This is a genomic window from Catenulispora rubra (assembly GCF_015356825.1).
Taxonomy (GTDB): Bacteria; Actinomycetota; Actinomycetes; order Streptomycetales; family Catenulisporaceae; genus Catenulispora; species Catenulispora rubra.
Window position 1 is genome coordinate 23,475 of sequence record NZ_JAACYW010000086.1, and the last position, 15,605, is coordinate 39,079.

The following is a 15,605-nucleotide window of genomic DNA, read 5'->3' on the forward strand; positions in this document are numbered from 1 at the left end:
GGTCCGGCGATCCAAAGCTTGATCAATTCCGTAGGCGGCGAACCGCCACGGGGCGTCGGAATGGTTTCCCAGAACGGGAGAGGGAAGAAGTATGACGGAGACGGCTAGCGGTCCGCGCGGTGCGGCGTCGGCCCGTGGCAACGGGAAGGCTCCCATGAAGCCCGGGCAGGTCGTGCCCGCCCCGGGTGTTTCCCATGAGGCGAAGGCTCCCGCCAAGGGCGGTAAGGCAATGTTGATCGAGCGGATCCACACCGCCCCCGGCGTGCACCCGTACGACGAGGTCGTGTGGGAGCGCCGCGACGTCGTGATGACCAACTGGCGCGACGGCTCGATCAACTTCGAGCAGAAGGGCGTGGAGTTCCCCGAGTTCTGGTCGGTGAACGCGGCGAACATCGTCACCACCAAGTACTTCCGCGGCGCCGTCGGCACCCCGGTGCGCGAGTGGTCGCTCAAGCAGCTCATCGACCGGATCGTGAAGACGTACCGCAAGGGCGGCGAGGACCACGGGTACTTCGCCGGCCCGCAGGACGCGGAGATCTTCGAGCACGAGCTCGCCTACGCGCTGCTGCACCAGATGTTCGCCTTCAACTCCCCGGTCTGGTTCAACGTCGGCACCAAGTCCCCGCAGCAGGTCTCGGCGTGCTTCATCCTGGCGGTCGACGACTCGATGGACTCGATCCTGAACTGGTACCGCGAGGAGGGCCTGATCTTCAAGGGCGGCTCCGGCGCCGGCCTGAACCTGTCCCGCATCCGCTCCTCCAAGGAGCTGCTGTCCTCCGGCGGCAACGCCAGCGGCCCGGTCTCCTTCATGCGCGGCGCCGACGCCTCGGCCGGCACCATCAAGTCCGGCGGCGCCACCCGCCGCGCGGCGAAGATGGTCGTGCTGGACGTGGACCACCCGGACATCGAGGAGTTCGTCCAGACCAAGGCGCGCGAGGAGGACAAGATCCGCGCGCTGCGCGACGCCGGGTTCGACATGGACCTCGGCGGCAAGGACATCACCAGCGTCCAGTACCAGAACGCGAACAACTCGGTCCGCGTCACCGACGAGTTCCTGACCGCGGTGGAGAACGGCGAGCGCTTCGGCCTCCGCGCCCGGCAGACCGGCGAGGTCATCGAGACCCTGGACGCCAAGAAGCTGTTCCGCGACATCGCGCAGGCGGCGTGGGAGTGCGCGGACCCGGGCCTGCAGTACGACGACACCATCAACGCCTGGCACACCAACCCCGAGACCGGCCGCATCACCGCGTCCAACCCGTGCTCGGAGTACCTGTCGCTGGACAACTCGTCCTGCAACCTGGCCTCGCTGAACCTGATGAAGTTCCTGCGCGAGGACGACACCTTCGACAGCGGGACCTTCGTGAAGATGGTCGAGCTGATCATCACCGCGATGGACATCTCCATCAGCTTCGCGGACTTCCCGACCCCGGAGATCGGCCAGACCACCCGCGACTTCCGCCAGCTCGGCATCGGCTACGCCAACCTCGGCGCGCTGCTGATGGCCACCGGCCACGCCTACGACTCCGAGGGCGGCCGGGCCATCGCGGCCGCGATCACCTCGCTGATGACCGGCGTCGCCTACCGCCGCTCGGCCGAGCTGGCCGGCGTGGTCGGGCCGTACAACGGCTTCGCCCGCAACGCCAAGCCGCACGCGGCCGTGATGAGGAAGCACTCCGACGCGGCCGACGCCTACCAGCCGTACGAGAGCTTCGACGAGGACATCCTGGAGCTCTCGCGCACCGAATGGAAGCGCGGTCTGGAGATCGGCGCGACCAACGGCTGGCGCAACGCGCAGGCCTCGCTGCTGGCGCCGACCGGCACCATCGGCTTCATGATGGACGTCGACACCACCGGCGTGGAGCCGGACCTGGCGCTGGTGAAGTTCAAGAAGCTGGTCGGCGGCGGCTCGATGCAGATCGTGAACAACACCGTCCCGCGCGCCCTGAAGCGCCTGGGCTACCAGCAGGAGCAGATCGAGGCGGTCGTCGAGTACATCGGCGAGCACGGCCACGTGGTGGACGCGCCCGGGCTGAAGCCGGAGCACTACTCGGTCTTCGACTGCGCGATGGGCGAGCGCTCGATCGCGCCGATGGGGCACGTCCGGATGATGGCGGCGATCCAGCCGTTCCTGTCCGGGGCCATCTCCAAGACCGTGAACATGCCCGAGGAGGCCACGGTCGAGGACGTCGAGGAGATCTACTTCGAGGGCTGGAAGCTGGGCCTGAAGGCGCTGGCGATCTACCGGAACAACTGCAAGGTGGGCCAGCCGCTGCAGGACGCGAAGGGGCAGAAGGCGGCTGTGGCCGCTGCCGCCGCGGCTTCGGCACCGGCCGCTTCGGCCGCCGCCGTCGCCACCAGCGCCGTCGCCCCGGCCGCCGCGACCCTGTACGCGCAGCCGGTCCGCAAGCGCCTGGGCAAGAACCGCCGCGGCATCACGAGCTCGTTCTCGGTCGGCGGCGCCGAAGGCTACATGACGGCCAACTCCTACGAGGACGGCGACCTCGGCGAGGTCTTCCTGAAGATGTCGAAGCAGGGCTCGACCCTGGCGGGCATGATGGACGCCTTCTCGATCGCCATCTCGGTGGGCCTGCAGTACGGGGTCCCCCTGGAGACGTACGTCGCGAAGTTCACCAACATGCGCTTCGAACCGGCCGGCATGACCGACGACCCGGACGTCCGCATGGCCCAGTCGATCATCGACTACATCTTCCGCCGCCTGGCCCTGGACCACCTGGACTTCGACACCCGGGCCGCCTACGGCATCTACACGAACGAGGAGCGCCAGCGCCAACTGGAGACCGGCAGCTACCTCCCGGACGAGGACGAGCAGCTCGACCACGAAACCCTCGCCCAGTCCGCGCCGATAGAGCATCGGACCGAACCGGCCGCCCCGGCAAAGAAGAGCACCGACCCGGCCCCCATCCCGATGCCGCAGAGCATCGGCTCCTCCACCGAACTGCTGGAGGCGAAGCTCGGCTACGCCGCCGACGCCCCCCTGTGCCTGACGTGCGGGACGAAGATGCGGCCTTCGGGGAGCTGCTACGTGTGCGAGGGGTGTGGGTCTACCAGCGGGTGCAGCTGAGTCTGCTCGGTAGCCTGATGTGATGCTGCGGCCTCGGATGCCTTCGGGCTCCGGGGCCGCAGGTCTGTAGAGCGTTCCGGCTGCGACAGGCAGCCGGAACGCCGAACGCCCGGCCCTGGAAGGCCGAGCGTTCGATGCGTTCTATGCGACTCGGGAGCCGGTCAAGAACCGGCTCCCGAGTCGCTTTGTGCCAGTGATCGCGGGGGAGCGGTCACCCCACCTGCACCGACCGCTTGGCCAACCCCATCCAGAACCCGTCGATAACCGTCCGCTGCGACCCCAACTCCGCCTCGGCCGCCCCCAGCGTCACGAACAGGGGCGCGAAGTGCTCCGTGCGGGGGTGCGCCAGCTTGCCGGCCGGGGCCTTGTTCTCGAAGTCCAGGAGGGCGTCGACGTCGCCGGCGTCGAGGGCGCGCTTGCCCCAGTCGTCGAACTCCGACATCACCGAGTGGACCTTGCCTTCTTGGCTCAGGGCTCGCAGGTTGTGGGTGAAGAAGCCGCTGCCGACGATCAGTACGCCCTCGTCGCGCAGCGGGGCCAGGCGGCGGCCGATGGCCATCAGTTGCTCCGGCTCCAGGCTCGGCATCGAGACCTGGAGCACCGGGACGTCCGCCTCCGGGTACATCTCCACCAGTGGGACGTAGGCGCCGTGGTCGAGGCCGCGCGTCGGCTCGTCCTGCACCTCCAGGCCCGGGGCGTGCAGCAGCTTGCGGACGGACTCGGCTAGTGCCGGCGCGCCCGGCGCGCGGTACTGGACCTCGTAGTAGTGCTGCGGGAAGCCCCAGAAGTCGTAGACCAGGGGGATCGTCGTGGTGGCGCCGAGGGCCAGGGGTGCCTCCTCCCAGTGCGCCGAGACCATCAGGACGGCCTTCGGCTTCGGGAGGTCCGCCGACCAGGCTGCGAGCTGGCCCGGCCACTGTGGGTCGTCGGCCAGTGGGGGCGCGCCGTGGCTGAGGTAGATGGCGGGCATCCGGTCGGGGGATGCAGAGGGTGTGCTCGTCTCGGTGCTCATGGCATCTCCTGGGTGTGCGGCGCGTCTCAGGCCACGGACAGCACGTCGTCCAGCACGATGCTGTGCCGCGTGTGCTCGACCTTGGCCCGCAGGTAGCGCAGGTTCTGGGCGGTGGCGTGCGCACCGGTCGGCACGCGCTCGGCGACCGTCACGTCCAGCCCCGCCAGCTGCGCCTCCTTGTCCGGATTGTTCGACAGCAGGTGCACGCTGTCCACGCCGAGCGCCGTCAGCATCTGCGCGGCGACGGTGTAGTCCCGCGCGTCCTCCGGCAGCCCCAGGGCGACGTTGGCCTGGTACGTGTCCAGCCCCGCGTCCTGCAGCGCGTACGCGTCGAGCTTGTTGTACAGCCCTATGCCGCGCCCCTCCTGCCGCAGGTAGAGCAGGTAGCCGCCGGCCTCGGCGATGCGCTCGACGGACTCGCGTAACTGCGGTCCGCAGTCGCAGCGCGCCGAGCCGAACACGTCCCCGGTCAGGCACTCCGAGTGCATCCGCACCAGCGGCGTGCGGCCGGGTTCGCCGAGCACGATGGCCAGGTGCTCCCCGCCGTCGACCAGGCCGTGGAACGTCACCAGCTCCGCGTCCACGCTGTAGCCGTCTCCGAACCGCAGCGGCACGCGCACGCGGGTGCGGATGGTGGCCTCGGGTGTCTCGTTCATGGCACGGGTCCCTCCGTGACGAGCTGGTCCAGAGCTGTTCCAATTCGAACAACCTGCTGCGCCGACCTTAGACCGGCGTTCGAATTTGAACAAACCCCACCCGCACCGGGGCTATTCCCGCAGCCGCCGGGAGACCTCGCCGAGACCGTCCGCGAGCACTGTGAGCTGCTCGGGGGTCAACACGTCGATCAGTGCCTCACGCACCACCGCCACGTGCCCGGGCGCCGCCTGCTCCAGCTTCCGGCGTCCGGCCTCCGTGAGGACGGCGAAGACCCCGCGCACGTCCGTCGGGCACGACCGCCGCTCGGTCAGCCCGGCCTTCTCCAGCTGCGTCATCTGGTACGTCAGCCCGCTCTTGGAGTTCAGCAGCGCCTCGGCGAGCTCGGTCATGCGCAGAGAACCCTCAGGGGAGGCGGAGAGCCGCACCAGGATCTCGTACTGGGTGTGCGACAGCCCGGCGTCCTCCCGCAGCTGGTGATCGACTCGCCGCTCCACCAGAGCGGTCGCGGCCAAGAAGCCCGTCCAGGCCTTCATCTCCTGTTCGGACAGCCACCGCGGTTCGTCACCCATGCCGTGATTGTAACGAGCGAAAATCCGTTGAGATCCATCACGGACCGTCACTACGGTGGCCCGGTGGCTGAGCTGACCCGGGAACAGGCTGCTGAGATGATGCGGGAAGCGGTCCCCGGTGCGCGGGTCCTTGCCGTGGAGCGGATGGACGGCGGCATCGAGACCGGCGCCTATGAGATCGTCTGCGCAGACCCTCTACAGAACGCAGTAGTGAAGGTCTACGGAAAAGACGACGGATGGAAACTCCTTAAAGAGATCGGCGTCTACCGTCTCCTGCGCGAGAACGCTATAGAGCTGCTGCCGAAGCTCCTCGGAGGAGCCGGCCCGAACGGACTTCTCGGCCTGCCGTACTTGCTGATGGGCAAACTGCCCGGGACCACAGTCGCTGCGATCACCGACACCCTCCCTGAGCCCGAACTCAAGGACGTCTATCGCCAGATGGGAGCACTCCTGGCGCAGATCCACACGATCGGACAGGAGGCCTACGGATACCTCACCACGGAAATCCTCGATCCCCAGCCGACCAACCAAGCCCAGATGCAGGCAACGCTTAAGCGCGTCTCACAGAGCTTTCTGGACACCACCGGCGATCGAGAACTCTATGAGGCCGCGCACAAGTACGTCAGCGAGCGCGCAGAGCTGTTCTCCCTCTGTAGAGGTCCGGTACTTCTCCACAACGACTTCCACGAGGGGAACGTCATAGTCACGCAGACCCCCGACGGACCGGTCCTCAGCGGCCTGATCGACGTGGAGAACGCCATGGCCGGGGATCCCATAGCGGACCTCTCCAAGACCCACAGCTACTCCATCGGCGACAACCGCACGAAGCTCGACGGACTCTTCGAGGGCTACGGCGAGGTCCCGGTCGAATGGGAGCGCAGGTTCCGTCTGTTCCAGCTGATCCACAGCTTCGAGCTCTGGGACTTCTTCTGCGGCATCGGCGCCCAGGACAAGCTGGACCCCATCGCCGAGGAGATACGCGTCCTCATCGCCGCCGGCTGATCACTGCCGATTGATCACTGCAGACTGATCACTTCGGACCGAACCTCAACGGGGGCTCAATCACCGCGGCACCAATCCCATCCCCACCGCCAACTCCCGCACCTGCCGGTCGAACCACTCGCCCCGCTCCGAGAACACCCTGTTCAGTCGTCCGAACACTTCGAAGTTCACCGCACCGAAGACCTGCGTTACAGCGCTCAAGACACGCTCAATGACATGCGAATCCTCGTTGAACCCCATGCCGACCGCGACGGCACGGAGTTCCTCCGCATAAGCGGCGTCCTCTGTGGCGGGGAACACTCCGGTTCTCTCAGGACTGTCGAGCTTCCCGGCAGCCTCGGCTTCCGCGACGCACCGCGCCATCGCCACCACGGCCCACGACCCCGGCTCGATGGTCTCGTCCGGCGCCAGGTAGCCGGGGATCGGGCTGCCGTAGATGAGCGCGTACTCCGCCGGCCTGGCTATGGCCCAGCGGCGGATGGTGTGGCAGACCGCGAACCACCGTGACAGGTACGCGTCCCGCCGGTCCACGTCCCCGTCGGCCTTCTCCACGGCCTCGCCGAGGGAGGTGTACGCGTCGATGATCAGCGCGGTCAGTAACTCGTCGCGGCTGGGGAAGTAGCGGTAGACGGCCGACGAGACCATCCCCATGTCCCTGGCGACGGCGCGCAGCGACAGCGCCGCCCCGTCGCGGGTCAGGTGGTCCAGCGCGACCTTCTTGATCTCGCTGATCATCTCCGCGCGGACCCGGGCACGGATGGACGGTGCCGGGGTCTTCGCAGGGGTCCGCGCGGAGCCCGAATCCTTTGCGGCGTTCATACCGAGAGTATTGCACACAGGCGAGAGCACTGCTCTTGACAGAGTGCGTTGCTCTAGCGCACAGTGAGGGCAACAGAGAGCACTGCTCTCAAAGGGAAGCATCGCACGCCGCACTGCGGCGAAGAGGAGCTGGACATCATGGCACTGCACGTCATCGTGGGCGCGGGACCGGTCGGCACGGCCACCGCGAAGGTGCTGGCCGAGCGCGGCGAGCAGGTGCGCGTGGTGACGCGCAGCGGCTCCGGCCCGGAGCACGCGAACATCGAGCGGGTGGCCACCGACGCCACCGACGCCGACCGGCTCAGCGCGCTGGCCGAGGGCGCAGCGGCGCTCTACAACTGCGCGAGCCCGGCCTACCACCAGTGGTTCAGCGACTGGCCGCCGCTGGCCGCGGCCCTGCTGACCGCCGCCGAGCGCAGCGGCGCGGTGCTCACCGTCGCCAACAACCTCTACGGCTACGGCCCGGTGACCGGCCCGATCGGCCCGGACACCCCGCTGGCCGCGACCCACCCGAAGCTGAAGCTGCGCGCCGACATGTACCGCGACGCCCTCGCGCTGCACCAGGCCGGCCGGATCCGGATGACCGAGGTCCGGGCCAGCGACTACATCGAGGCCAACTCGATCCTGTCCTACCTGCTGGCCAAGCCGCTGGAGAACGGCAAGCGCGCCTACGTGCCCGCGCCGCTGAACGTGAAGCACAGCTGGACCGCGATCGCCGACGTGGCGCGCCTGCTGGCCGTGGTCTCCGGCGACGAGCGGGCCTGGGGCCGGGCCTGGCTGACGCCGACCACCGCGCCGCTGACCGTGCGCGAGCTGTCCGACCACTACGTCACCGCCCGCGGCCTGAAGCCGGCGAAGCTGACCCAGCTGCCGTACGCGGTCCTGTGGGGTGCGGGCCTGTTCGACAAGATGTCGAAGGAGCTGCGGGCCACGCGCTACCAGTTCGCGAAGCCCTTCGTCCTCGACAGCACCCTGACCGAGAAGACCTTCGGCCTGGCGCCGACGCCGATCGACGAGGTGCTGCGGACGATCCCCGCCGCGTAAGTCAGTGGTGATCAGTACCTTGGGAGACGATCACCACTACGACCGAACGGAACGGGTGCCATGTCCGAGCCCTCCCTGTTGTCCCTGCGCGACGCCGTCCGCGGCGAGGTCCTGCTGCCCGGCGAGGACGCCTTCGACGCCGCGCACAAGCCCTGGAACCTGGCTGTCGCCCAGGACGTGCGCGCGGTGGTGACGGCCGCCGACGCCGACGACGTCGCCGCCCTGGTCCGGTACGCGGACCAGGCCGGGCTGCCGATCGCGGTGCAGCCCACCGGCCACGGCGCCTCCGGCACGGCGGCCGGCGCGATCCTGCTGCGCACCGGCCGCCTGGACGAGCTGAGCGTGGATCCGGAGGCGCGCACCGCGCGGATCGGCGCCGGAGTGAAGTCCGGCGCGGTCAACACCGCGGCGGCCGCGCACGGCCTAGTCGCCAAGCCCGGTAGCTCGCCGACCGTGTCCGTGGCCGGATACACGCTCGGCGGCGGCGTCGGGTTCTTCGCCCGCAAGTACGGCATGTCCTCGGACCACGTGATCGAGTTCGAGGTCGTGGACGCCTCGGGGGAGCGCAAGAAGGCCAACGCGACCGAGAACCCCGACCTGTTCCACGCGCTGGCCGGCGGTGGCGGGGACTTCGCGATCGTGACCGCGCTGACCGTCCGGCTGCACGAAGAGAGTGAGCTGTTCGGCGGCACGACGTTCTGGCCGGACGCCCGCGCAGCCGAGCTGTTCGCCGCCTTCCGCACGGTCACGGCGACGGCGCCGGAGGAGCTGAGCCTGTGGATCTCGCGGGCGCAGTTCCCGGGCGGTGCCCCGGCGATGGTGGCGGTGACGGTGTCGTATCTGGGCTCGGAGAGCGACGGACGCGCCCTGCTGAAGCCCTTCGACGCCATCGACGGCGTCCTGTCGGGGGAGTGGAAGGCGCTGCCGTTCGAGGAGATCGCCGCCATCACCAACGACCCGGTCGACCCGGCCCCGAGCGTGTCGCGCAGCGAGCTGCTCGGCCGCTTCGACGCCGACGAGATCGCGGCGCTGCTGGCCGAGCCGGTCGCGCCGCTGCTGGTGGTCCAGGTGCGGCACCTCGGCGGCGCGCTGGCCGGGGCCCGCCCCGGCCCGCGCGGCCCGGTCGCGGAGGAGTACCTGCTCTACCTGCTGGGCCTGGCGATCACGCCGGAAGGCGGCGCCGCCGTGGCGGCCAAGCAGGCGGAGCTGGTCGCGGCCCTCGGCGACGCGGTGACCGGCGGGAAGCTGGCGACGTTCCTGGGACCGACGGACACCTTCGCCGACACGGTGTCGGCCGCCGAGGCGGAGCGGCTGCGCACGGTGAAGAAGACGTGGGACCCGCAGGGGCGGTTCGTGGCGAACTTCCCGGTGGGGGAGTAGGCGGAGTAGGCGGAGTAGGCGGGGGGAGTCGGCCGGCTCCGGGCTGCTCGGCCCGGCGCCGCGCTGGCCGACGGCACGCCTCAGGCGGTCTCAGGCGGTCTCAGGCGGTCTCAGGCGGCTTCCGGGCCGCCTGTCCCGTCGTACCGATCCCGCGCCTCGCGCATGTTCTCCAGGTTCGCGAACCCCCACTCGCGACACGCCTCGATCGCCGGCAGCAGGCTGCGCCCGAGCGGCGTGAGCGCGTACTCCACATGCGGCGGGTTCTCGTCGAACACCGTGCGCGTGATGAACCCGTCGCGTTCCAGCGAGCGCAGCGTCTCGGTGAGCACCTTCGGCGCGACCCGCCGCAGCGGCACCCGCAGCTCCGTGAAGCGGCGCGGCCCCGCCTCCAGACAGAGCACGACCATGCCTCCCCATTTGTCGGCGATCCGGAACGGGGACTCGGCCGAGGGGCAAGCGGTGTCGAACATCTCCGGGCTCAGGGCAGCACGCTCATCCACAGGTCGAGCCTAGTTACGTTGCAGTGACTGGGGCGACCGGTCCTACCGTCGCGGACATGGCGAACATCATCGTTTTCGGAGCCGGCGGTCGCGCCGGACGGCCCACGGTGGCCGAGGCGGCACGGCGCGGGCACACGGTCACGGCCGTCGTGCGCGACCCGGCCAAGTACCGGGACCTCGCGGCGGATGGCGTGACCGGCGTGACCGTCGTCCCCGGCGACGTCACCGACGCCGCGAGCGTCGCCGCCCTCGCGAAGGGCCACGACGTCGCAGTAAATACCGCCGCAGCGATGGACGAGGGGCACTTTGTAGCCGCCGCCCGGGCGCTGGTCGAAGGACTCGGCATAGCCGGAGTCCAGCGGCTGGTCGCGGTCGGCATCGGCGGCGCCCTCGAAGTGGCGCCGGGCGTGCCGGCTTACGACAGCGACGGGCTTCCCGAGGAAGCCCGCGCCTTCTCCCGCAACCACGCCGCGCAGCTCCCGTTGCTGCGGGACTCGGACCTGGACTGGGTGGTCCTCGCCCCGCCGCTGGTGTTCCTCGACGAGGGCCCCGGCACCGGTGCCTACCGGCTCGGCGGTGTCGAAGCCATCCCCGGCGCCGACAAGTTCGCCTACGCCGACCTGGCCCTGGCGCTCGTCGACGAGGCCACGGCGCCGACCCGCTCGCGCGAGATGGTCGCCGTGGCCTGACAAGCCGCCGCCGGATCGCATGGCCGGACCGACCGTCTATATCTCAGGCGGTCACCAGCTCCCCGGCTCGAAAGGAAACCCCGAGATCAGCCAACACGGACCGCGCGGCGCGCTGTCCCGACTCCATCGCCCCGTCGATCCCGGCGGTTCCCCGATGGTCCCCGCAGACGTACAGGCCGTGGATCAGCCGCACCGGCCGCCGGAAGTTGTGCGGCGAGGTCATCGCCGGCACCGCGTACGGGAAGTGGTGCACCGCCACGCACTCCCACCGGTCGTCGGCGGCCTCGTACAGCTCGCTGAGCCGGGCCCGCACCTCCCCTTCGAGGTCGGAGGTGCGGGTCCCGGTGTGCCCGACCACGTTCGTGGAGACCAGCGTCCGGCCGTCCGGGCTCCGGCCCGGCGCGGCCTGGCTGACCGCCGCCGTGCGCGCCACCGGCGAGCGCGGGTCGGCGTCGACCAGGACCGCCGGTTCCGAGCGCGGCGGCGGCAGCACGGTCGCGTGGTGGAAGGTGGTCACCGACCGCAGCTGTGGTTCGTGCAGCCCCGGCAGCAGCTCCACCGCCGTCGCCGGGTCCGTCGCCACCACCACCGCCGAACTGCGCAGCACCTCGTCGGAGGTGACCACGCCGTTCGCGTACACCATCAGGACCTCGGTCTCCAGCCGCACCGCCCCGGCCGGCAGCCGCTCGGCCAGCCGCTGCGGTATCGCCGCTATCCCCTGCGACGGCAGGCACCACCGGCCGCGCACCAGCTGCCGCAGTGCCAGCTCCATCGCCCGGCCCGACACCGACATCCCCGGATCGGGCTCGGCGGCGAACGCCTCCAGATACGGCCGCAGGAAGCCGTCCACGACCCGCCGCGACAGTCCCACCTCGGCGACCAGCTCCGCCGCCGAACGCTCCGGGCCGGCCAGGATCGTCTCCGGGCGGCTCTGCGCCACCCGCAGCAGCCAGCCGGACTGCCGGCGGCGCTCGGCCGGCGAGCCCAGCGGGGTGCGCAGGACCGTGCCCGCGCTCACCGCGCCGTCGCTGCCGGCGCGGTCGCCGTAGCGGATGCGCTTGCCGTCCAGCTGCAGGTCCACGCCGGGCGCGAAACACCCCAGCTCCAGCTTCGCGTTCTCGCCGTGCTCGACGGAGTTCACCAGGTGGAACCCCTTGTCGACGACGAACCCGGAGACCCGCTCGGTCCCGGCCCTGCCCCCCACCCGGTCGGATGCCTCGACGACCAGGACGTCCAAACCCGCCTCGTGCAGCCGTCCCGCTGCGTGCAATCCGGCCACTCCGGCGCCGACGACGATCACGTCCGCGTCCGAGTGATGCCGGTGGCTCGGACTTCGCACTGTCACAGGAGCCCCTCCACCCTCTAGAGCCGATCTCCCCGGCGCGCCTTGTGAGCCCGCGCGGCTTGCGCTGGGCACGGCGAAGCCGGCCGAGCGTCGGCGTTTGTGGAGGAACGCCTACCCCTGCGCCGGTGGCGTACTCTTGCGAAACGCCTGCTGTCTCAGCATTCGAGAACTCAGCGTGTTCGGACCGTCACGCATTTAAGGGAACTGATTTAGCCCATCGCGGCAGCGAGAGCGGAGCGCGGATCCGGGGTTTCGAACGCGAACCCGGAGTCGGTGAGCCGGGCCGGCAGCACCCGCTGGCTGCCGGTGAGCTCGTTCGCCATCTGCCCGAACAGCACCCGCAGCGCGAACCCCGGCACCGGCATGACCGTCGGGCGGTGCAGCACGTGGCCGAGCGCCTTGGTGAAGGCGCGGTTGGTGACCGGCAGCGGACCGGTGACGTTCACCGCCCCGGTCATGGTCCCGTCCACTGTCAGGGTCATGATGTGCTTCACCACGGCCAGGTAGTCCGCCATCCCGATGAACGAGAAGTACTGTCGGCCGCTGTTGATCGGGCCGCCGATCCCGGCCTTGAAGAACGGCAGCATCCGGGCCAGCGCGCCGCCCGAGCCGCCCAGGACCACGCCGTTGCGCAGGTGTGCCACCGGGATCCCGGCGTCCTCTGCGGGCTTGGTGGCGGCCTCCCAGTCCCGGCACAGCGCCCCCAGGAAGTCCTCGGAGCCCGGGGACTCCTCGGTGACCGGCGCGGTGCCCGTGTCGCCGTAGAAGCCGATCGCTGACGCGGACAGCAGGGCCTTCGGCTTGTCGGACAGCAGGGCCAGCGAGCGGGCCAGCGTGTCGGTGCCGTGGACGCGGCTCTCGGTGATCTCCCGCTTGTAGGCGGCCGACCAGCGCTTGTCGCCGAGGCCCGCGCCAGCCAGGTGCACCACGACGTCGCAGCCCTCGTACGGCTTCGGGTCCGGGTCGCCGAAGGGCGACCAGTGGCGTTCTCCGGCGGCCTCGTCCGGGTGCGTGTGCCGGACCAGGCGGACGATCTCGTGGCCGTCTTCGGTGAGCGCGGCGGACAGCGCCGTGCCGATCATTCCCGTGGAGCCGGTGATGGCGATCCGCATATCAGCAGCATAGACCTGTGATCCTCGCCATCCCGGGAGGAGGGTCGTCTCGAAGTTAAGTTAGGCTAACCTAAGTTCCGTGCAGGACGACGGAAGCAGGCGAGACGACAGAGAAGGTGGTTCATGAGGTACACAGGCCCCAAGGTGCGCCGGTCCCGCCGGGCCGGGGTGCCGCTGACGGCCAAGGCCGAGCGCGTGATGGTGCGCCGTCCGCTGCCCCCGGGGCAGCACGCGGCCGGCCCGCGCGCCGGGAAGCAGAGCGACTACGGCCGCCAGCTGGCCGAGAAGCAGAAGATCCGCTGGTACTACGACCTGTCCGAGCGGCAGCTCCGGACCCTGTTCGACAAGAACCGCCGGCGCTCCGGGCGGGCCGGCGAGAACGTCATCGCCGCCCTGGAGTCGCGGCTGGCCACGGTCGTGCTGCGGGCCGGCCTCGCACCGTCGATCTACGCGGCGCGCCAGTTCGTGAACCACGGCCACGTGACCGTGGACGGCGCGAAGGTGGACATCCCCTCCTACGCCGTGCGGCCCGGCCAGGTGGTCGCGGTGCGGGCGAAGTCGCGGCTGATGCCGGCGTTCCAGGCCGCCGCGGCCGGCCAGTATGCCGACGAGCGGAGCGCCGCCTACCTGGACGTGCGCCGGGACGAGCTCGCGGTGACGCTGACCCGCGAGCCGAAGCGGGCCGAGGTGCCGGTCCCGTTCGACGAGCAGTTGCTGGTCGAGTTCTACTCGCGCTGAGCGGCGCGGGACGGCGGCTACGGGAGGTCCATGGCTCGAAGGAAAGTATCGACGACGCAAAACTGCCCCGGTCCGACGGACCGGGGCAGTTTTGCGAGCTCGTGAGCGCTACAGCCCGAGGTCGGCCTCGAACTTGCCCTCTTCCAGCCGCTCCTTGATCGTGACCAGGAAGCGGGCCGCGTCGGCGCCGTCCACCAGCCGGTGGTCGTAGGTCAGCGCCAGGTACACCATCGAGCGCACCGCGATGACCTCGCCGAGGTCGGGGTCGTTGATGACCGCCGGGCGCTTCACGACCGCGCCGGTGCCCAGGATGCCGACCTGCGGCTGGTTCAGGATCGGGGTGTCGAACAGCGCGCCGCGGCTGCCGGTGTTGGTCAGCGTGAACGTGCCGCCGGCCAGCTCGTCGGGCAGGACCTTGTTGGTCCGGGTCCGCTCGGCCAGGTCCGCGATCCCGCGGGCCAGGCCCGCCAGGTTCAGGTCGCCGGCGTTCTTGATGACCGGGGTCATCAGGCCCTTCTCGCTGTCCACCGCGATGGCCAGGTTCTCGTAGTCGTGGTACGTGACCGTGCCGGCCTCGGTGTCGATGACCGCGTTCACGTTCGGGTGCTGCTTGAGCGCCTCGATCGCGGACAGCGCGAAGAACGGCATGAACGACAGCTTCACGCCCTCGCGCGCCTCGAACTCGGTCTTGGCGCGGGCCCGCAGGCGGGCGACGTTGGTGACGTCCACCTCGACCACGGTGGTCAGCTGCGCCGAGGTCTGCAGCGACTCGAGCATGCGCTTGGCGATCAGCGCGCGCATCCGGGTCAGCTTCTCGGTGCGGCCGCGCAGCGGGCTCGGGGTGACCGGGGCCTTGGCAGCCGGGGCCGAAGCCGAGGCCGAGGCAGCAGGCGCCGCGGCGGGAGCCGGCTTGGCCTTGGCCGCGTCGATCACGTCCTGCTTGCGGATGCGGCCGCCGACACCGGTGCCGGTGACGCTCGCCAGGTCCACGCCGTGCTCGGCGGCCAGCTTGCGGACCAGCGGGGTGACGTAGGCCGCGGCCGGCTCGGAGCCGGCGCCGGGGGCGTCGATGCGCGCGGCGGTGGTGGCCTGCGCGACGACCGCCGGGGTGCCGGGGCGGAACTCGCCGGCCGGGGCCGGAGCGGGCGCCTGGGCGGCGGGAGCCGGGGCCGGAGCGGTCGCGGTGAACGACGGCGCGGCGGCCACAGCGGGTGCCGGGGCGACCGGAGCCGGAGCCGGCGGCGCGACCGGCGGCGTGGCCGGCAGCGGCGCGGGCGCCGGGGGAGCGACCGGCGGGGTGACCGGGGCCGGAGCCGGCGCGGGCGGCGCGACCGGGGCCGGAGCAGCGGCGGCCGGAGCGGCACCCGGGGCGCCGACCACGGCGAGCTGCGCGCCGATGTCGATGGTCTCGTCCTCGGCGACGTTGATCGCCAGCAGGACGCCGGCCACCGGCGAGGGCACCTCGGTGTCGACCTTGTCCGTCGAGACCTCCAGCAGCGGCTCGTCCACCGCGACCGTGTCGCCGACCGCCTTCAGCCAGCGCGTGACGGTCGCCTCGGTGACCGACTCGCCCATCGCCGGCAGGAACACCGGGGTGCCGGCGGCGGCGCCGCCGGCCGGGGCTGCCGGAGCAGCCGGGGCGGCGGGGGCCGGAGC

The 15,605-nt window shown here is 70.6% G+C and carries 14 protein-coding genes; 6 read left to right on the forward strand and 8 right to left on the reverse strand.

Annotation, left to right across the window (positions count from 1 at the left end; all coding sequences use genetic code 11):
- The first annotated feature begins 91 nt into the window (after positions 1 to 91).
- Positions 92 to 3,082, forward strand: a complete 2,991-nt coding sequence (locus GWK61_RS23495; protein WP_194911358.1) for a vitamin B12-dependent ribonucleotide reductase — start codon at positions 92 to 94, stop codon at positions 3,080 to 3,082.
- 211 nt (positions 3,083 to 3,293) lie between these two features.
- Here GWK61_RS23495 and GWK61_RS23500 read toward each other — a convergent pair whose 3' ends face one another.
- The 3 genes from GWK61_RS23500 to GWK61_RS23510 all read right to left on the reverse strand — a co-directional run bounded on the left by GWK61_RS23500 (position 3,294) and on the right by GWK61_RS23510 (position 5,320).
- Positions 3,294 to 4,094, reverse strand: a complete 801-nt coding sequence (locus tag GWK61_RS23500) for a dioxygenase family protein (protein ID WP_194911360.1) — start codon at positions 4,092 to 4,094, stop codon at positions 3,294 to 3,296.
- Positions 4,095 to 4,120: 26 nt separating this feature from the next.
- Entirely contained in the window at positions 4,121 to 4,750 is a 630-nt protein-coding gene (locus GWK61_RS23505) for a GTP cyclohydrolase II (RefSeq protein ID WP_194911361.1), read from the reverse strand.
- A 111-nt stretch (positions 4,751 to 4,861) separates the two neighbouring features.
- The gene (locus GWK61_RS23510) at positions 4,862 to 5,320 is read right to left on the reverse strand and encodes a MarR family winged helix-turn-helix transcriptional regulator (RefSeq protein ID WP_194911363.1); all 459 of its coding nucleotides are present in this window, start codon (positions 5,318 to 5,320) and stop codon (positions 4,862 to 4,864) included.
- 63 nt (positions 5,321 to 5,383) lie between these two features.
- Here GWK61_RS23510 and GWK61_RS23515 point away from each other — a divergent pair, with 63 nt between their 5' ends.
- On the forward strand, positions 5,384 to 6,322 hold the full coding sequence (locus tag GWK61_RS23515; RefSeq protein WP_194911365.1) for a phosphotransferase family protein: 939 nt from the start codon (positions 5,384 to 5,386) through the stop codon (positions 6,320 to 6,322).
- Positions 6,323 to 6,382: 60 nt separating this feature from the next.
- Here the strand turns inward: GWK61_RS23515 and GWK61_RS23520 are convergent, their stop codons facing one another.
- The gene (locus tag GWK61_RS23520) at positions 6,383 to 7,141 is read right to left on the reverse strand and encodes a TetR/AcrR family transcriptional regulator (RefSeq protein ID WP_194911367.1); all 759 of its coding nucleotides are present in this window, start codon (positions 7,139 to 7,141) and stop codon (positions 6,383 to 6,385) included.
- A 138-nt stretch (positions 7,142 to 7,279) separates the two neighbouring features.
- On the opposite strand from GWK61_RS23520, the gene GWK61_RS23525 reads away from it, so the two are divergent.
- Both GWK61_RS23525 and GWK61_RS23530 read left to right on the forward strand, forming a co-directional pair.
- Positions 7,280 to 8,185 (forward strand): NAD-dependent epimerase/dehydratase family protein, encoded by a 906-nt coding sequence (locus GWK61_RS23525; RefSeq protein ID WP_194911368.1) that lies wholly within the window; start codon positions 7,280 to 7,282, stop codon positions 8,183 to 8,185.
- 60 nt (positions 8,186 to 8,245) lie between these two features.
- Positions 8,246 to 9,565, forward strand: coding sequence for an FAD-binding oxidoreductase (locus GWK61_RS23530; protein WP_194911370.1), 1,320 nt, complete (start codon positions 8,246 to 8,248; stop codon positions 9,563 to 9,565).
- A gap of 110 nt (positions 9,566 to 9,675) precedes the next feature.
- Here the strand turns inward: GWK61_RS23530 and GWK61_RS23535 are convergent, their stop codons facing one another.
- The gene (locus GWK61_RS23535) at positions 9,676 to 10,035 is read right to left on the reverse strand and encodes a winged helix-turn-helix transcriptional regulator (protein WP_194911386.1); all 360 of its coding nucleotides are present in this window, start codon (positions 10,033 to 10,035) and stop codon (positions 9,676 to 9,678) included.
- Between the two features lie 86 nt (positions 10,036 to 10,121).
- On the opposite strand from GWK61_RS23535, the gene GWK61_RS23540 reads away from it, so the two are divergent.
- Positions 10,122 to 10,754: an NAD(P)-dependent oxidoreductase gene (locus GWK61_RS23540; protein ID WP_194911372.1), complete on the forward strand. Its 633-nt coding sequence runs from the start codon at positions 10,122 to 10,124 to the stop codon at positions 10,752 to 10,754.
- A 43-nt stretch (positions 10,755 to 10,797) separates the two neighbouring features.
- Here the strand turns inward: GWK61_RS23540 and GWK61_RS23545 are convergent, their stop codons facing one another.
- On the reverse strand, positions 10,798 to 12,099 hold the full coding sequence (locus GWK61_RS23545; protein ID WP_194911374.1) for an NAD(P)/FAD-dependent oxidoreductase: 1,302 nt from the start codon (positions 12,097 to 12,099) through the stop codon (positions 10,798 to 10,800).
- Between the two features lie 209 nt (positions 12,100 to 12,308).
- Positions 12,309 to 13,211 carry a TIGR01777 family oxidoreductase gene (locus tag GWK61_RS23550; RefSeq protein ID WP_194911376.1) on the reverse strand — a complete coding sequence of 301 codons (903 nt, stop codon included), beginning with the start codon at positions 13,209 to 13,211 and terminating at the stop codon, positions 12,309 to 12,311.
- A gap of 123 nt (positions 13,212 to 13,334) precedes the next feature.
- Here GWK61_RS23550 and rpsD point away from each other — a divergent pair, with 123 nt between their 5' ends.
- On the forward strand, positions 13,335 to 13,949 hold the full coding sequence (gene rpsD / locus GWK61_RS23555) for a 30S ribosomal protein S4 (RefSeq protein ID WP_194911378.1): 615 nt from the start codon (positions 13,335 to 13,337) through the stop codon (positions 13,947 to 13,949).
- Positions 13,950 to 14,057: 108 nt separating this feature from the next.
- Here the strand turns inward: rpsD and sucB are convergent.
- Positions 14,058 to 15,605: 2-oxoglutarate dehydrogenase, E2 component, dihydrolipoamide succinyltransferase (gene sucB, locus GWK61_RS23560; RefSeq protein WP_194911380.1), on the reverse strand; the 1,548-nt coding region annotated here is incomplete at its 5' end.